The following is a 13,552-nucleotide window of genomic DNA, read 5'->3' on the forward strand; positions in this document are numbered from 1 at the left end:
AGGATGATCATGTCCAAGCAGACCTTCGGCACCTCGCACGTTCCGATCTCGCCCGCCGTGCGCGCCGGCGACTTCGTCTATGTCTCCGGCCAGGTTCCGGTCGGGCCGGACGGTAAGCTGGTGACGGGCGGCATCGAGGAGCAGACCGCCCAGGTGCTCGAGAACATCAAGGCGGCGCTGGCGCTCGCCGGCGCGACCATGGACCAGGTGGTGAAGACCACGGCCTGGCTCGAGGACGCGCGCGATTTCGGCGGCTTCAACAAGGCCTATGCGACCTTCTTCCCGAAGGAGCCGCCGGCCCGCACGACGGTCGAATCGCGCATGATGATCGACATCAAGGTCGAGATCGAAGCCGTCGCCTATTCGCCGCGCGGCTGACCGCCCGGCTCGCCGCGCGCTCCGGCGCGCGGCTCCCCTCCCTCCCCCGAGAGCATTCCGAGACGGCCATGGCCTTCGACCTCATCCTCACCAACGGACGGGTGATCGACCCGTCGCAGGGCATCGACGCCGTGCTCGACGTCGCCTTCAAGGACGGCAAGGTGGCGGCGCTCGGCGCCGGCCTCGACCGCACGAGCGCGGGCGATGTGCGCGACGTCTCGGGGCGCCTCGTCACGCCCGGCCTGATCGACCTGCACACCCATGTCTACTGGGGCGGCACCTCGCTCGGCATCGACGCGGAAGAGTTTGCGCGGAAGAGCGCGGTGACCACCGCGGTCGACACCGGCAGCGCCGGCCCGGGCAATTTTCCCGGCTTCCGCAAGCACGTGATCGAAAAGAGCGAGACCCGAATCCTCGTCTATCTGCACGTCTCCTTCGCCGGCATCTTCGCCTTCTCGAAGAACATCAATCTCGGCGAGAGTGCCAATCTGAAGCTGATGGCGGCGCGCGAGGCGGTCGAGGTCGCCGAGGCGAACCGCGACGTGATCATCGGCATCAAGGTGCGCGTCGGCCGCAATGCCGGCGGCGATTCCGGCATAGCGCCGCTCGACATCGCGCTCCAGGTCGCCGACGAGGCCGGCCTGCCGCTGATGGCCCATATCGACGAGCCGCCACCCTCCTATGAAGCCGTGGTCGACAAGCTGCGGCCGGGCGACGTGCTGACGCACTGCTTCCGTCCCTTCCCGAACGCGCCGGTGACCCGGCAGGGCAAGGTGAAGCCCGAGGTGCTCGCCGCACGCGAGCGCGGCGTCATCTTCGACGTCGGCCACGGTATGGGGTCCTTCGCCTACAAGACCGCGCGGGCGATGATCGCGAACGGCTTCTGGCCGGACACGATCTCCTCCGACATCCACGCCCTCTGCCTCGACGGCCCGGCCTTCGACCAGGTGACGACGCTGTCGAAGATGCTCTGTCTCGGCATGCCGCTCGTCGACGTGATCCGCGCCACCACCGAGGCGCCGGCGCTCGCCGTCGGCCGGCCGGAGCTCGGCACGCTGAAGCCCGGCTCGGTCGGCGACGCCTCGATCCTCGACCTCGTCGAGGGTTCGTTCGATTATCCCGACGTGACGGGCGAGATCCTGACCGGCCGCCAGCGCCTGCTGGCCGGCGGCGTCGTGATCGCCGGCCGCTGGTGGCATCCGGTCTGAGAAGACAATACCGCGCCGGGCCTGAACGACAGGCCCGGCCGTAAAGACGGCGCCGGCGGCACCCGACCGCCCGGCGATCGCCGGTCGCGGCGCGTCCGCCGCAGCCCCCTTATCCCCGCGAAGGCGGGAATCCGTGAACCGGCGGCCAGTTCGGCCGGGTGGATCCCGGATCTCGGCTTCGCCTCGCCCGGGATGAGGGGTTGAGGGGGTGGTGCCGGCGCGGACCACCCCGGCTGGCCGTTCGGGCGCGCTCTACGCGCCGAACTTTCGCCGCTTGAGGAAGCTGCCGTCGCCCGGCGCGCCGACATAGCGGCCGTCCTCGACGACGACCTTGCCGCGCAGCAGCACCGTCTTCGGCACGCCCTTCACCGTCCGCCCCTCATAGCTCGAATAGTCCATCGCATTGTGCATCGCGCCCTGGGTGATGGTGAAGGTCTCCTCCGGATCCCACAGCACGATGTCGGCGTCCGATCCGACGGCGATCGTGCCCTTCTGCGGGAACAGGCCGAACACCTTGGATGGCCTCGTGGCGACGAGATCGACGAACTGGGTGAGCGACAGCCGGCCCTCATTGACGCCCTGATAGACCATCATCAGCCGCTCCTCGATGCCCGGCGCACCGTTCGGGATCTTGCGGAAGTCGTCGCGGCCCTTGTCCTTGTGGCCCTTGAAGAGCCACGAGCAATGGTCCGACGACACGGTCTCGAGCCAGCCGTCGGCGAGCGCCTTCCACAGCAGCTCCTGGTCGGCCACGCTGCGCGCCGGCGGCGTGAAGACATATTTCGCGCCCTCGAAGTCGGGCCGGGCGAGATCCTCCTTGGTGAGATAGAGATACTGGGTGCAGGTTTCGGCGAGCGCGGTGACGCCACGCGCCTTCGCCCGCATCAGCTCCTGCAGCGCCTCGTCGCAGGTGAGATGGACGATGTAGATCGGCGCGCCGACGATCTCGGCGAGCGCGATCGCCCGCGCCGTCGCCTCGGCCTCGACACGCGGCGGACGGCTCAACGCATGATAGATCGGCTCGACCTTGCCCTCGGCGACGAACTTGTCGCGCAGATAGTCGGCCGCGTCGCCGTTCTCGGCGTGCACCATGACGAGCGCGCCCGTCCGCTTCGCGACGTCGAGCGCCTTCAGCAGCGTCACGTCGTCGATCATGTTCATGCCGCGATAGGCCATGAAGAGCTTGAACGAGGTGATGCCCTTGTCGGGCAAGGTCGCCAGTTCCTCGATCACCGCATCCGGCGCATCGACGATGATGATGTGATAGCCGTAATCGATCGCCGCCTTGCCGACCGATTTCGAATCCCAGTCGGCGACCGCCTCGGCGAGCGTGCCGCCGTGCTCCTGCTGGCAGAAATCGATGATCGTCGTTGTGCCGCCGCAGGCCGCGGCCCGCGTCGCCGTCTCGAAGGTGTCGGCCGACTGGGTGTCGAAGCTCACCGAATCGACATGGGTATGGACGTCGACGCCGCCCGGCAGGAGGTAGCGGCCGGCCGCGTCGAGGGTGCGGGCGGCCGGGTCGAATTCCCCGCCGATCTGCACCACCTTGCCGTCCTTGATGCCGATATCGGCGCGCGAGATCGACGACGCCGTGACGATGGTGCCGTTCGTGATGACGAGATCCATGGGACGCCCTCCGGCCTTCAATAGGCGAGTTTGTAAAGGCCGGCCGCGAGGGTGCGGATGCCGGCGACGATGTCGGGAATCGAGGAGAACTCCTCGGGCGTATGGCTGCGGCCGTCTTTCGACCGGACGAAGATCATCACCACCTTGGCGATCGAGGCCATCTGCTGGCTGTCATGGCCGGCGCCGCTCGGCATCGTCATGAAGGGAATGCCCTGCTCGCGCGCCGCGTCCTGGAAGGTCGCGACGAGCCCCGGATCGGAGAGGCAGGGCGCGTGGTCGACATAATGGGTCCAGGAGATCTCGAGGCCGCGCCGTTCGGCGACCTCGCGCATCAGCGCCTCGTGCCGGCGATAGAGGATGGCGCGCTGCGCGGGATCGGGGTGGCGGGCATCGACCGTGAAGGCGACGCTGCGCGGAACGACGGCCGGGCCGTTCGGGTCGACGACGGCGCGGCCGACGGTCGTCACCGCCGGGCGGCCCATGCGATGGGCGGTGTTGATGACGCCCGTCGTGATTTCGGCGAAGCCGGCCATCGGGTCGCGCCGCAGATCCATCGGAAAGGCGCCGGCATGGTTCTGCTCGCCGGTCAGCACGACGCTGTAATGGCGGATGCCGGTGATCGCATCGACCACCGCGACCGGCAGGCCGGCATGTTCGAGGATCGGCCCCTGCTCGATATGGAGTTCGACGAAGCTGTCGATGTCGTCGCGCCGGGCGCTCGGGATCGCCGCCGGATCGAGGCCGACGCCGCGCATCGCGTCGGCCATCGTCTCGTCGGCATAGCCCTTCATCGCCTCGGCATCGCCCGGCGCGATGCGGCCGGTGATCGCCCGCGAGCCCCAGAAATTGGTCGACGGGAAGCGGCTGCCTTCCTCCTCGCAGAGCGACAGCGCCTCGAGCGTGCGCTTCGGCCGGCCGAACTGTTCCTTGAGCGCGCGGATGGCGATGAGGCCGGCGAGCGCGCCGAGCGTTCCGTCATAGCGGCCGCCGGGGCGCTGGGTGTCGATGTGCGAGCCGGAGACGATCGAGGGGCCGGGTTCGGAGCCTTCGAGCCGGCCCCAGACATTGCCGACCGCGTCGCGTGTCACGGCGAGGCCCGCCTCGGCGCACCAGGCGGCGTACTGGTCGGTCGCCTGCACCCATTCGGGCGAATAGACGGTTCGCCAGACACCGGTATCGGCATAGGCGCCGTAGCGGCCCATCTCGAGAATGGTGCGCTCGACGAAATCGGGATCGACGGCGATCTCCGGCATGGCGGCCCCTTTTGTTCTATATGAAGAATTATGTTCCGTATAAAAGATTGACGGCATATTGCGCCGCGGTCAAGATCGTTGCGGCGACTGAACGGATGCGCCTTCCCGGATTGAGAAGGAGGCGGTATCAACGCCGACAAGAACGGTATCGGAGCGAAGCGTGGCGAGGAGAACGGTCAAGGTGGAAGCGGGCGCACGCCCGGCCGCCCCCGCAGAGACGAGCACCGCGCCGCTCTACCGGTCGGAACTGCGGCAGGAAGGCTCGCGCTGGCTGCTCACCGCGCAGGACGACCAGACGGCCCGGCCCGCCGCGCCCGGCCTCGTCCCCGCGCTCGAGAACGCCATCGCGATCATCGACTATATCAACCATGTGCCGCCGCACATCGCCTCGCTCGCCGAACTGTCGACGAAGCTCGGCATCTCGAAGAGCCATTGCCATTCGATCCTGAAGACGCTCACCCATTTCGGCTGGCTGCGCTTCGATCCGCGGGCGAAGACCTATGAGCTCAATTCCGGCCTCGTCGCGAGCGCGTCCTCGCTGCTCGGCTCGCCGGTGATCGAACGGATCCGCGCCGAGGTGACCGCCTTCGTGCGGCGCGCCGGCATCTCGGCCGTGCTCGCGCAGACGCAAGGGGACGACACCTTCATCGTCGTCGACAAGTTCAACGCGCCACAGGCCATGGAGGTCTCGTTTCCGATCGGCCACCATTTCCCGCGCGACTCGACGGCCAACAGCCGCGCCTACCTGGCCTGGCAGCCGGCAGAGAAGATCGAGGCCTGGCTCGCCGCCTGGGAGCCCGTGCGCTACACGAGCGCGACCCTCTTGTCGAAGGACGCGGTCCGCGCGGAAATCCTCGCCACCCGCAAGCGCGGCTACGCCCGCAGCGCCGGCGAGTTCACCGAAGGCCTGATGGCGCTCGGCATGCCGATCTTCAACCGGCACGGCGAGGTCGACTATGTCGTCACCTGCTCGGGCCTGATGGCGACGCTCGCCCCGCTCGAGGAGACGATCGCCCGCGACCTCATTCGCAGCGCGATCGCGATCAACCGCGCGGTCCAGGGACGGATGCCACCCGACTTCCCGGCCTGAGGCCGGGCCGCGGCTCACGCCCGGCGCCCTCCCGCCGCGCTGCGCACGCCGTCCCGCACGCCGCACACCGTCCGGTTCGCCTGTTCCGGCAGCGCGGGACTGCCCCGCGCGCGGGCAACCGTCTCAACTTTAGGCAGGCGCAAAAAACATACAGATCAGGAGTTGACAGCTCCTGCATTCATGCCTGTAATCTCATCCTGTATGTAAGACGTCGTTCTTTCTACAGAATTACAGCGCCTGGACGGTCGCGAGGGAGGGCCTCGCGGCACCCTCCTTCCGCGCTCCAACGACAGGGAACAGGGACATGGTCAACGCATCCCGCCGCTCGGTTCTGAAGGGCGCCGGCGCTCTGGCGCTCGCCACGACGCTGTCGACGCCATCGATCGTCCGCGCTCAGGAAAAGGCGCTGCGCATCGGCCAGCTCGGCGTGATGAGCGGCCCGGAGGCCTCCTGGGGCCTCGTCAACAAGTATTCCGCGCTCGCCACCGCCGAGATGTGGAACGACAAGGGCGGCTACGAGATCGGCGGCACGAAATACAAGATCGAGATCGTCTCGGTCGACGACCGCAACGATCCCAAGCTGACCGTCTCCGGCGCCGAGCGGCTCACCGGATCGGAAAACATCCGCTATTTCATCGGCCCGAACACCGACACCACCGCGACGAGCGTCCGGCCGATCGCCGAGAAGAATAATGCGATCTACTTCCCCTATGCCTTCGCCCGATCGCTCTATACGAAGCCGGCGGAGAACGCGATCCTCGGCATGATCGCGAGCTACCAGGTCGCGCCGATCATGTATCAGCAGTTGAAGGAGCAGCGCGGCGTCAAGACGATCGGCTTCGTCGCCCGCAACGACTCCGACGGCCTGCTGCAGCGCGACGAGGGCGTCAAGGTCGCGCAGACGCTCGGGCTCGAGATCGTCTCGTCCTCCGATACCTATGAGCCGACGATCACCGACTTCTTCCCCGTCATGTCGAACCTCGTCTCGCTGGCGCCGGACCTCATCGTGCTCTCCTCGGCGGCGCCGGCGCACGCGCCGCAGATGATGCGCGTCGCCCGCGAGCTCGGCTTTCAGGGCCTCTTCGCCTGCGAGGCGGCGCAGGACATCAAGATCATCAACGAGGTGGCCGGCGAATATGGCGACGGGCTGATCTCGATCGGCGGCGCTTCGACGCCCGAGATCCGCAGCCCCTACATGGAGGAGTTCATCGCCCGCTACACCAAGGTGGCCGGCGAATGGAACGACGAGGCGGGCACGAAAGCCTATGCGCTCGAGATCCTGCTCGCCACGCTCGCCGCGGCCGGTCCGGAAGCGATCGACGACATCGCGCCCTTCAAGGCGGCGATCGACGGCTTCTCGATGAAGAACCCGTTCCTCAAGGAAGAGTCGCAGCTCACCTATGTCGGCACAGGCGATTTCGGCCAGAAGCGCCAGATCGGCGTGCCGATGGTGATCACCGAGACGAAGGGCGGCGCCTTCACCACCTTCGCGATCTCGAGCGTCGCCTCCTGACGTCCGGATGAGATCCCCCCTCTCCCGCGCGGGAGAGGGGGGATCGGCCGGTCTTCGCGACTGAGGCCGGACGGCATTGGCGTGACGGACGCAGGGCGGCTCGACGAAGAGGGACGAAAGCAGGGCGGCATGGAACAGATCCTCGTCAACGGCACCATTCTCGCGGCCAACTACGCGCTCATCGCGCTCGGCATCACGCTGATCTTCTCGATCATGAACGTGCTCAACTTCGCGCACGGCCAGATGTTCATGCTCGGCGGGCTGATCGTCTACTATGTCTGCGTCGTTCTGCACCTGCCCTATGCGCTCGCGCTGATCGCCGCCGTGGTGATCGTCGGGCTGATCGGCATGCTGTTCGAAGACGTGTTCTTCCAGCGCGTGATGCGGATTTCCAACCGCGAGGAGAACACCATGCTGCTCGCGGTCGGCACCTCGCTGCTGCTCGAGAACGCCGCCCTCTCCCTGTTCGGCGAGAAGCAGCGGGCCATCCCGCCGATCGTCTCGGGCGTCTATCGCATCGGCAATGCCTTCCTGCCGGCGAGCCGGGCGCTCGTACTCGTCCTGTCGCTCGTGCTGATCGCCGCGGTGCTCGTCTTCGTCAACTACACGAAGACCGGCCGGGCGATGCGGGCCCTCGCCCAGGACCGCACGGCGACCTTGCTGATGGGCGTCGATGCGAAGCGCATCTCGACGCTCGGCTTCGGCCTCGGCGCAGCGCTCGCCGGAGTCGCCGGCGGCCTGCTGATCTCGATTTCCGGCGTCAATGCGGGCATCGGCACGGCGATCTCCACCAAGGCCTTCATCATGATCATGATCGGCGGCGCGGGCGTGATCAGCGGCTCGCTGCTCGGCGCCGTCGTGCTCGGCTTCGCGGAGGCGATCGGCTACGCGCTGATCCCCGGCTCCGTCACCTACCTCCTGATCTTCGTGGCGCTCATCGTCTTCCTGCTGTTCCGGCCGCAGGGGATCATGGGCAAGCCCGCGGCCTGACCCTTCCCGGCAAGCAAAGAAAGGCGGACGGCGCGATGGCAGCCTCCCTCGACGCGATCGCCGGCAGAGCTCCGGAGAGGATGGGCGGCGTGTCGCGCGTCCTCCTCACCCTGCTGCCGCTCGCCGCCGTGCTCTACGGCCTCATCCCGGTGCTCTTCGCCGGCCAGCCCTACTGGCTGAACGTGATGACGAACGGCGCGGTGCTCTCCTTCGCCAGCCTCGGCGTCTGGCTCACCTTCGCGATCGGCCGGGTCAACATCGCGCAGGGCGCCTTCGCCCTCCTCGGCGGCTATGTGACGGCGCTGCTCTCGACCCTCTACGGCGTCTCGTTCTGGCTCTGCCTGCCGGCCTCGGCGCTCGTCGCGGCGCTCGTCGGCGCGGCGATCGGCTGGCCGCTGCTCCGGCTGCGCGGCATCTATTTCGCGATGGTGACGCTGAGCCTCACCGAGGCGATGCGGCTCGCCTTCCTCAATGCCCCCGGCCTCGGCGGCGGCGGCATCCTCAACATTCCCCGCCCCGCCGGGCTCGACACCCCGCTCGCCTTCTATCTCTTCGCCGCGACGCTGCTCCTCGCCGGCTATCTGCTCGTCTGGCGGCTCGCCACCAGCCGGATCGGCTGGGTGTTCCGCTCGATGCGGCAGAACGAGGAACTGGCGCTGTCGATCGGCATCGACGTCGCGCGCTATCGCGTCGTCGCCTTCGCCATCTGCTCCGCCATGGGCGGCGTTGCCGGCGGCTGCTTCGCCAGCCTGCAGCAGAACATCTATCCGGCGAGCTACACCGTCTCCGACTCGATCAACTTCATGCTCTATTGCTTCCTCGGCGGGCTCGACTTCGTGCTCGGGCCGATCGTCGGCACCTTCGGTCTGGTCATCGCCTTCGAGCTGCTGCGCTCGATCCAGGAATACCAGGCGCTGCTCTACGGCATCCTGATGATCGTCGTCATGCTGTTCCTGCCGAACGGCGTCATCAGCCTCTTCCCGCTCCTCGTGCGCCGCTTCGGCCGAGGTGCCTCATGACGCTGCTCTCGGTCGAGGGGCTCACCCGGCGTTTCGGCGGCCTCGTCGCGGTCAACGACGTCTCCTTCACGGTCAGCGAGGGCGAGATCCTCTCGGTGATCGGCCCGAACGGCGCCGGCAAGTCGACGCTCTTCAAGCTGATCGGCTCCTTCCTGCCGCCCTCGGCCGGCCGCGTGCTCTTCGAAGGCGCGGTGGTGAGCGGGCTGAAGCCCAATCAGGTGGCGCGCAAGGGTATTGTGCGGACCTTCCAGGAGACCACCGTCTTCAAGGAAATGACGGCCCTGCAGAACGTCGTCGTGGCGCACCAGCTCGGCGTCACGGCAAGCCCGCTCGGCACCTTCTTCTCGAGCGCCGCTGCGCGTGCCGACGAACGGCGCTTCCGCGACAGCGCCGCCGAGATCCTCGATTATCTCGGCCTCGGCCACGTCAAGGATGTCGAGGCGCGCAACCTGCCGCACGGCTACCTGCGGGCGCTCGGCATCGCCATCGCACTCGCCGCCCGGCCGCGCCTCCTGCTGCTCGACGAGCCCTTCGCCGGCATGAACCCGGAGGAGACCGACCGTGCGGTCGCGATGGTCGAGGGCATCCGCAAGCGCGGCGTCACGGTGCTCCTCGTCGAGCACGACATGCGCGCGGTGATGCGGATCAGCGACCGCATCGTCGTGATCTCCTTCGGCTCCAAGATCGCGGAAGGGAGCCCCGAAGCGGTGCGCGCCGACCCCGCCGTCGTCGAAGCCTATCTCGGCAAGGACGACGAGACGATCGGTCACTGAGCGGAGGGTGCGATGCGCTATTTCGAGGCCCGCGGGCTGACCGTCGACTACGATCGGGTGACGGCGATCAAGGACATCTCGATCGGCTTCGACGAGGGCCAGATCGTCGCCCTGATCGGCGCGAACGGCGCCGGCAAGACCACGACGCTGCGGGCGATCACCGCCCTGTCGCGGCTGAAGGCGGGCGAGATCTGGTTCGAGGGCGAGCAGATCGACCGCCATGCGCCCGCCGCCCTCGTCGAGCGCGGCATCGCCATGGTGCCGGAGGGGCGCCGCGTCTTCCCGCACATGTCGATCCGCGACAACCTCCTGATGGGCGCCTATACGCGGAAGGACAAGGCCGGCGTCGCCCGCGACCTCGAGCGTATCCTCGCCCGTTTCCCCCGCCTCGAGGAGCGCTTCCGCCAGTCGGCCGGCACGCTGTCGGGCGGCGAGCAGGAGATGCTCGTCGTCGGCCGGGCGCTGATGGCGAAGCCGCGGCTCTTGCTCCTCGACGAACCCTCGCTCGGCCTCGCGCCGATGGTGGTGCGCGACATCGCCAATCTGATCGTCGAGATCAACCGCGACGAGGGCGTGAGCGTCATCCTCGTCGAACAGAACTCGCGCATGGCGCTGCGCATCAGCCAATACGCCTATGTACTCGAAACCGGCCGGATCGGCCTCGAGGGCGCGTCGGCCGATCTGCTCCACAACGATCACGTCAAGGCGCTCTATCTCGGCGGCTGAGCCGGGCGGGCGGAAGAGAGAGGAACGACCATCATGGCCCGCAAGATGACGATCGCCGTCGCGCAACAGGGTCCGATCGCGCGCGCCGACAGCCGCACCGCCGTCGTCAAGCGGCTCGTCGCCATGCTCGAGGAGGCGGCCGGCCGCGGCGCCACCTTCGTCTGCTTCCCCGAACTGGCGCTGACCACCTTCTTCCCCCGCTGGTACATCACCGACGAGGCGGAACTCGACGCCTTCTACGAGACCGAGATGCCGGGGCCTGAGACGCGGCCGCTCTTCGAGAAGGCGAGCGAACTCGGCATCGGCTTCAATCTCGGCTATGCCGAACTGGTCTTCGAGAGCGGCGTGAAGCGGCGGTTCAACACCTCGATCCTCGTCGACACGACGGGAACGATCATCGGCAAATACCGCAAGGTGCACCTGCCGGGGCACAAGGACTACGAGGATTACCGGCCGTTCCAGCATCTCGAGAAGCGCTATTTCGAGCCCGGCGATCTCGGCTTTCCCGTCTATCGCGTCGACGGCGCGGCGATGGGCATGTTCATCTGCAACGACCGGCGCTGGCCGGAGACCTGGCGCGTCATGGGGCTGAAGGGGGCCGAGCTCATCTCCGGCGGCTACAACACGCCGACCCACAACCCGCCGGTGCCGCAGCACGATCACCTGACCTCCTTCCACCACCTCCTGTCGATGCAGGCCGGCGCCTACCAGAACGGTGCCTATGCCGCCGCCGCCGGCAAGGTCGGCGTCGAGGAGGGCTGCATGCTGCTCGGCCATTCCTGCATCGTCGCGCCGACCGGCGAGATCGCGGCACTTTCGACCACGCTCGAGGACGAGGTGATTTCCGCGCCGATCGATCTCGACCGCTGCCGCGAACTGCGCGAGCATATGTTCAATTTCAAACTCCACCGTCAGCCGCAGCATTACGGCCTGATCGCGGAGCTCTGATCGATTCGGGAGTTATCGACCGTGCATGTCGTCGTGCTCGGCGCCGGTGTCGTAGGCGTCGCAACCGCCTGGTATCTCGCCCGCGACGGGCACCGCGTCACGGTGGTCGAGCGCGAGAGCGCGGCGGCGCTCGGCACGAGCTATGGCAATGCCGGCCAGATCTCGCCGGCGCTCTCCTCGCCCTGGGCCTTTCCGGGTCTCGTCGGCAAGGCGATGAGCTGGGCCTTCGCGCAATATCCCCCGCTCGTGCTCGGCCGGGCGCCCGATGCCGCCATGCTGCGCTTCCTGTGGCGGATGTGGCGGGCGTCGAGCCCGGACGATTATGTCCGCTCGAAGCGCGAGATGGTGAAGCTCGCCGAATACAGCCGCGACTGCTTCAAGGCGCTGCGGGCCGAGATCGCGATCGACTATGCAGGCCGGCAGCGCGGCCTCCTCGTCGCCTTCCGCGAGACGGCGCAGGTCGATGGCTATGCGAAGGATCTCGCCGTGCTCGACGAGCTCGGCGTGCCCTATCGCAAGATCGGACGCGACGAATTGCAGGCGCTCGAACCCAATCTCTCGCCCGAATCGGGCATCATCGCCGGCGCGCATCTGATCACCGACGAGACCGGCGACTGCCACCGCTTCACGCAGGCGCTGGCGAAGGAGTGTGCGGCCCGCGGCGTCCGCTTCGTGCACGGCGCGACGGCGACGCGGCTCGTCGCCGAGGCCGGCCGGATCAAGGCGGTCGAGACGACGGTCGAAACCTTCGAGCCGGACGCCGTCGTCGTGGCGCTCGGCGTCTGGTCGAACGCACTGCTCGCGCCGCTCGGCATCGACCTGCCGATCTATCCGGTGAAGGGCTATTCCCTGACGGTGAAGGCGGAGTCCGACGCGGTCGGGCCGATGGCGACGGTGGGCGACGAGACGACCAAGGTCGGCGTCACCAATCTCGGTGACCGCATCCGGGTCGGCGGCACGGCGGAGCTCGCCGGCTTCGACCTGTCGCGGCGCGAGGCTCGCTATGCCGGCCTCATCCACACGCTGAAGAGCCTGTTCCCCAAGGTGCCGGAGGCCGCGATCGCCTCCGCCGAGCGCTGGTCGGGGCTGCGCCCGGTGACGCCGGACGGCCCGCCGGAGATCGGCCGGCTCGCCTATGCCAATCTCTATCTGAACAGCGGGCACGGCACGCTCGGCTGGACCATGTCGATGGGATCCGGCCGGGTTCTTGCAGACCTGATCGGCGGCGCCCGGCCGGCGGTCGACCTCGCCCGCTTCGCTCCGGCCGCCTGAGGAGGACGCCATGAAGATCAAGGTCATCAACCCGAACACGACGCTTTCGATGACGGCCAAGATCGGCGAGGCGGCGCGCGCCGTCGCGGCGGTGGGCACGGAGATCGTCGCCGTCTCGCCGCAGATGGGGCCGGTCTCGATCGAGGGCTTCTATGACGACGCCTTCGCCGCGATCGGCGTGATCGACGAGGTGCGGAAGGGCGAGGCGGAAGGGTTCGACGGCTATGTCATCGCCTGCTTCGGCGATCCCGGGTTGCACGCCGCCCGCGAACTGGCGAAGGGCCCGGTGGTCGGCATCGCCGAGGCGGCGATGCACGCCGCGAGCCTGATCGGCACCGGCTTCTCGGTCGTCTCGACGCTCGACCGTTCGCGCGCCCATCTCGAACATCTCGTCCACGCCTATGGCATGACGCATCGCTGCCGCTCGATCCGCACCACCGATATGGCGGTGCTCGACCTCGAGGAAGAGGGCTCGAACGCCCGCGCCGTCGTCGTCGAGGAGTGCCGCAAGGCGATCGAGGAGGACAAGGCCGACTGCGTGCTGCTCGGCTGCGGGGGCATGTCCGACCTGATGGCGCATGTCTCGCGCGAGATCGGCGCGCCGGCGATCGACGGCGTCTCGGCCGGCGTCAAGCTCGTCGAGGGGCTGGTGGCGCTCGGCCTCGGCACGGCGAAGCGCGGCGGCTATGCCCGGCCGCTCCCCAAGACCTATACCGGGAACTTCGCCGGCTACGGTCCGACGGCATAAGGAAAGAT

13 protein-coding genes are annotated in these 13,552 nt (G+C 67.9%); 11 read left to right on the forward strand and 2 right to left on the reverse strand.

From position 1 onward, the window contains the following. The first annotated feature begins 6 nt into the window (after nt 1–6). Nucleotides 7–378: a Rid family hydrolase gene (locus GGQ63_RS06395; RefSeq protein WP_183854080.1), complete on the forward strand. Its 372-nt coding sequence runs from the start codon at nt 7–9 to the stop codon at nt 376–378. 68 nt (nt 379–446) lie between these two features. Then, on the forward strand, nt 447–1,586 hold the full coding sequence (locus GGQ63_RS06400) for an amidohydrolase/deacetylase family metallohydrolase (RefSeq protein WP_183853711.1): 1,140 nt from the start codon (nt 447–449) through the stop codon (nt 1,584–1,586). Between the two features lie 252 nt (nt 1,587–1,838). Here GGQ63_RS06400 and hydA read toward each other — a convergent pair whose 3' ends face one another. After that, nucleotides 1,839–3,212: a dihydropyrimidinase gene (hydA, locus tag GGQ63_RS06405; protein ID WP_183853713.1), complete on the reverse strand. Its 1,374-nt coding sequence runs from the start codon at nt 3,210–3,212 to the stop codon at nt 1,839–1,841. A gap of 17 nt (nt 3,213–3,229) precedes the next feature. Further along, on the reverse strand, nt 3,230–4,465 hold the full coding sequence (locus tag GGQ63_RS06410; RefSeq protein WP_183853715.1) for a Zn-dependent hydrolase: 1,236 nt from the start codon (nt 4,463–4,465) through the stop codon (nt 3,230–3,232). Nucleotides 4,466–4,625: 160 nt separating this feature from the next. Between GGQ63_RS06410 and GGQ63_RS06415 the strand changes: the two genes are divergently transcribed. The 9 genes from GGQ63_RS06415 (at nt 4,626) to GGQ63_RS06455 (ending at nt 13,544) form a co-directional block, all read left to right on the forward strand. Continuing rightward, nucleotides 4,626–5,555, forward strand: coding sequence for an IclR family transcriptional regulator domain-containing protein (locus GGQ63_RS06415; protein WP_183853717.1), 930 nt, complete (start codon nt 4,626–4,628; stop codon nt 5,553–5,555). A gap of 304 nt (nt 5,556–5,859) precedes the next feature. Then, nucleotides 5,860–7,068, forward strand: coding sequence for an ABC transporter substrate-binding protein (locus GGQ63_RS06420; RefSeq protein ID WP_183853719.1), 1,209 nt, complete (start codon nt 5,860–5,862; stop codon nt 7,066–7,068). An 81-nt stretch (nt 7,069–7,149) separates the two neighbouring features. Further along, nucleotides 7,150–8,058 (forward strand): branched-chain amino acid ABC transporter permease, encoded by a 909-nt coding sequence (locus GGQ63_RS06425; protein WP_343061093.1) that lies wholly within the window; start codon nt 7,150–7,152, stop codon nt 8,056–8,058. A 35-nt stretch (nt 8,059–8,093) separates the two neighbouring features. After that, complete coding sequence (locus GGQ63_RS06430) at nt 8,094–9,077, forward strand: branched-chain amino acid ABC transporter permease (protein ID WP_246429636.1); 984 nt, start codon at nt 8,094–8,096, stop codon at nt 9,075–9,077. Beyond that, nucleotides 9,074–9,850 (forward strand): ABC transporter ATP-binding protein, encoded by a 777-nt coding sequence (locus tag GGQ63_RS06435; protein ID WP_183853722.1) that lies wholly within the window; start codon nt 9,074–9,076, stop codon nt 9,848–9,850. The genes GGQ63_RS06430 and GGQ63_RS06435 overlap by 4 nt, the downstream gene beginning before the upstream one ends. 12 nt (nt 9,851–9,862) lie before the next feature. Beyond that, the gene (locus GGQ63_RS06440) at nt 9,863–10,576 is read left to right on the forward strand and encodes an ABC transporter ATP-binding protein (protein WP_183853724.1); all 714 of its coding nucleotides are present in this window, start codon (nt 9,863–9,865) and stop codon (nt 10,574–10,576) included. Between the two features lie 33 nt (nt 10,577–10,609). Further along, the gene (locus GGQ63_RS06445; protein ID WP_183853726.1) at nt 10,610–11,524 is read left to right on the forward strand and encodes an N-carbamoyl-D-amino-acid hydrolase; all 915 of its coding nucleotides are present in this window, start codon (nt 10,610–10,612) and stop codon (nt 11,522–11,524) included. 21 nt (nt 11,525–11,545) lie between these two features. Then, nucleotides 11,546–12,796: a D-amino acid dehydrogenase gene (locus GGQ63_RS06450; RefSeq protein WP_183853728.1), complete on the forward strand. Its 1,251-nt coding sequence runs from the start codon at nt 11,546–11,548 to the stop codon at nt 12,794–12,796. A 10-nt stretch (nt 12,797–12,806) separates the two neighbouring features. Continuing rightward, a complete protein-coding gene (locus tag GGQ63_RS06455; RefSeq protein WP_183853730.1) occupies nt 12,807–13,544 on the forward strand; it encodes an aspartate/glutamate racemase family protein in 738 nt (245 codons plus the stop codon). Nucleotides 13,545–13,552 lie beyond the last annotated feature (8 nt).

The sequence above is a fragment of the Prosthecomicrobium pneumaticum genome, assembly GCF_014199915.1.
GTDB classification, from domain to species: Bacteria; Pseudomonadota; Alphaproteobacteria; order Rhizobiales; family Kaistiaceae; genus Prosthecomicrobium; species Prosthecomicrobium pneumaticum.

Bases quoted from the DNA above. Each gene is read 5' to 3' on its own strand.
- GGQ63_RS06420 (WP_183853719.1), top strand. From the start codon at position 5,860: ATGGTCAACGCATCCCGCCGCTCGGTTCTGAAGGGCGCCGGCGCTCTG.
- GGQ63_RS06400 (WP_183853711.1), top strand. From the start codon at position 447: ATGGCCTTCGACCTCATCCTCACCAACGGACGGGTGATCGACCCGTCG.
- GGQ63_RS06430 (WP_246429636.1), top strand. From the start codon at position 8,094: ATGGCAGCCTCCCTCGACGCGATCGCCGGCAGAGCTCCGGAGAGGATG.
- GGQ63_RS06440 (WP_183853724.1), top strand. From the start codon at position 9,863: ATGCGCTATTTCGAGGCCCGCGGGCTGACCGTCGACTACGATCGGGTG.
- GGQ63_RS06455 (WP_183853730.1), top strand. From the start codon at position 12,807: ATGAAGATCAAGGTCATCAACCCGAACACGACGCTTTCGATGACGGCC.
- GGQ63_RS06445 (WP_183853726.1), top strand. From the start codon at position 10,610: ATGGCCCGCAAGATGACGATCGCCGTCGCGCAACAGGGTCCGATCGCG.
- hydA (WP_183853713.1), bottom strand. From the start codon at position 3,212: ATGGATCTCGTCATCACGAACGGCACCATCGTCACGGCGTCGTCGATC.
- GGQ63_RS06435 (WP_183853722.1), top strand. From the start codon at position 9,074: ATGACGCTGCTCTCGGTCGAGGGGCTCACCCGGCGTTTCGGCGGCCTC.
- GGQ63_RS06410 (WP_183853715.1), bottom strand. From the start codon at position 4,465: ATGCCGGAGATCGCCGTCGATCCCGATTTCGTCGAGCGCACCATTCTC.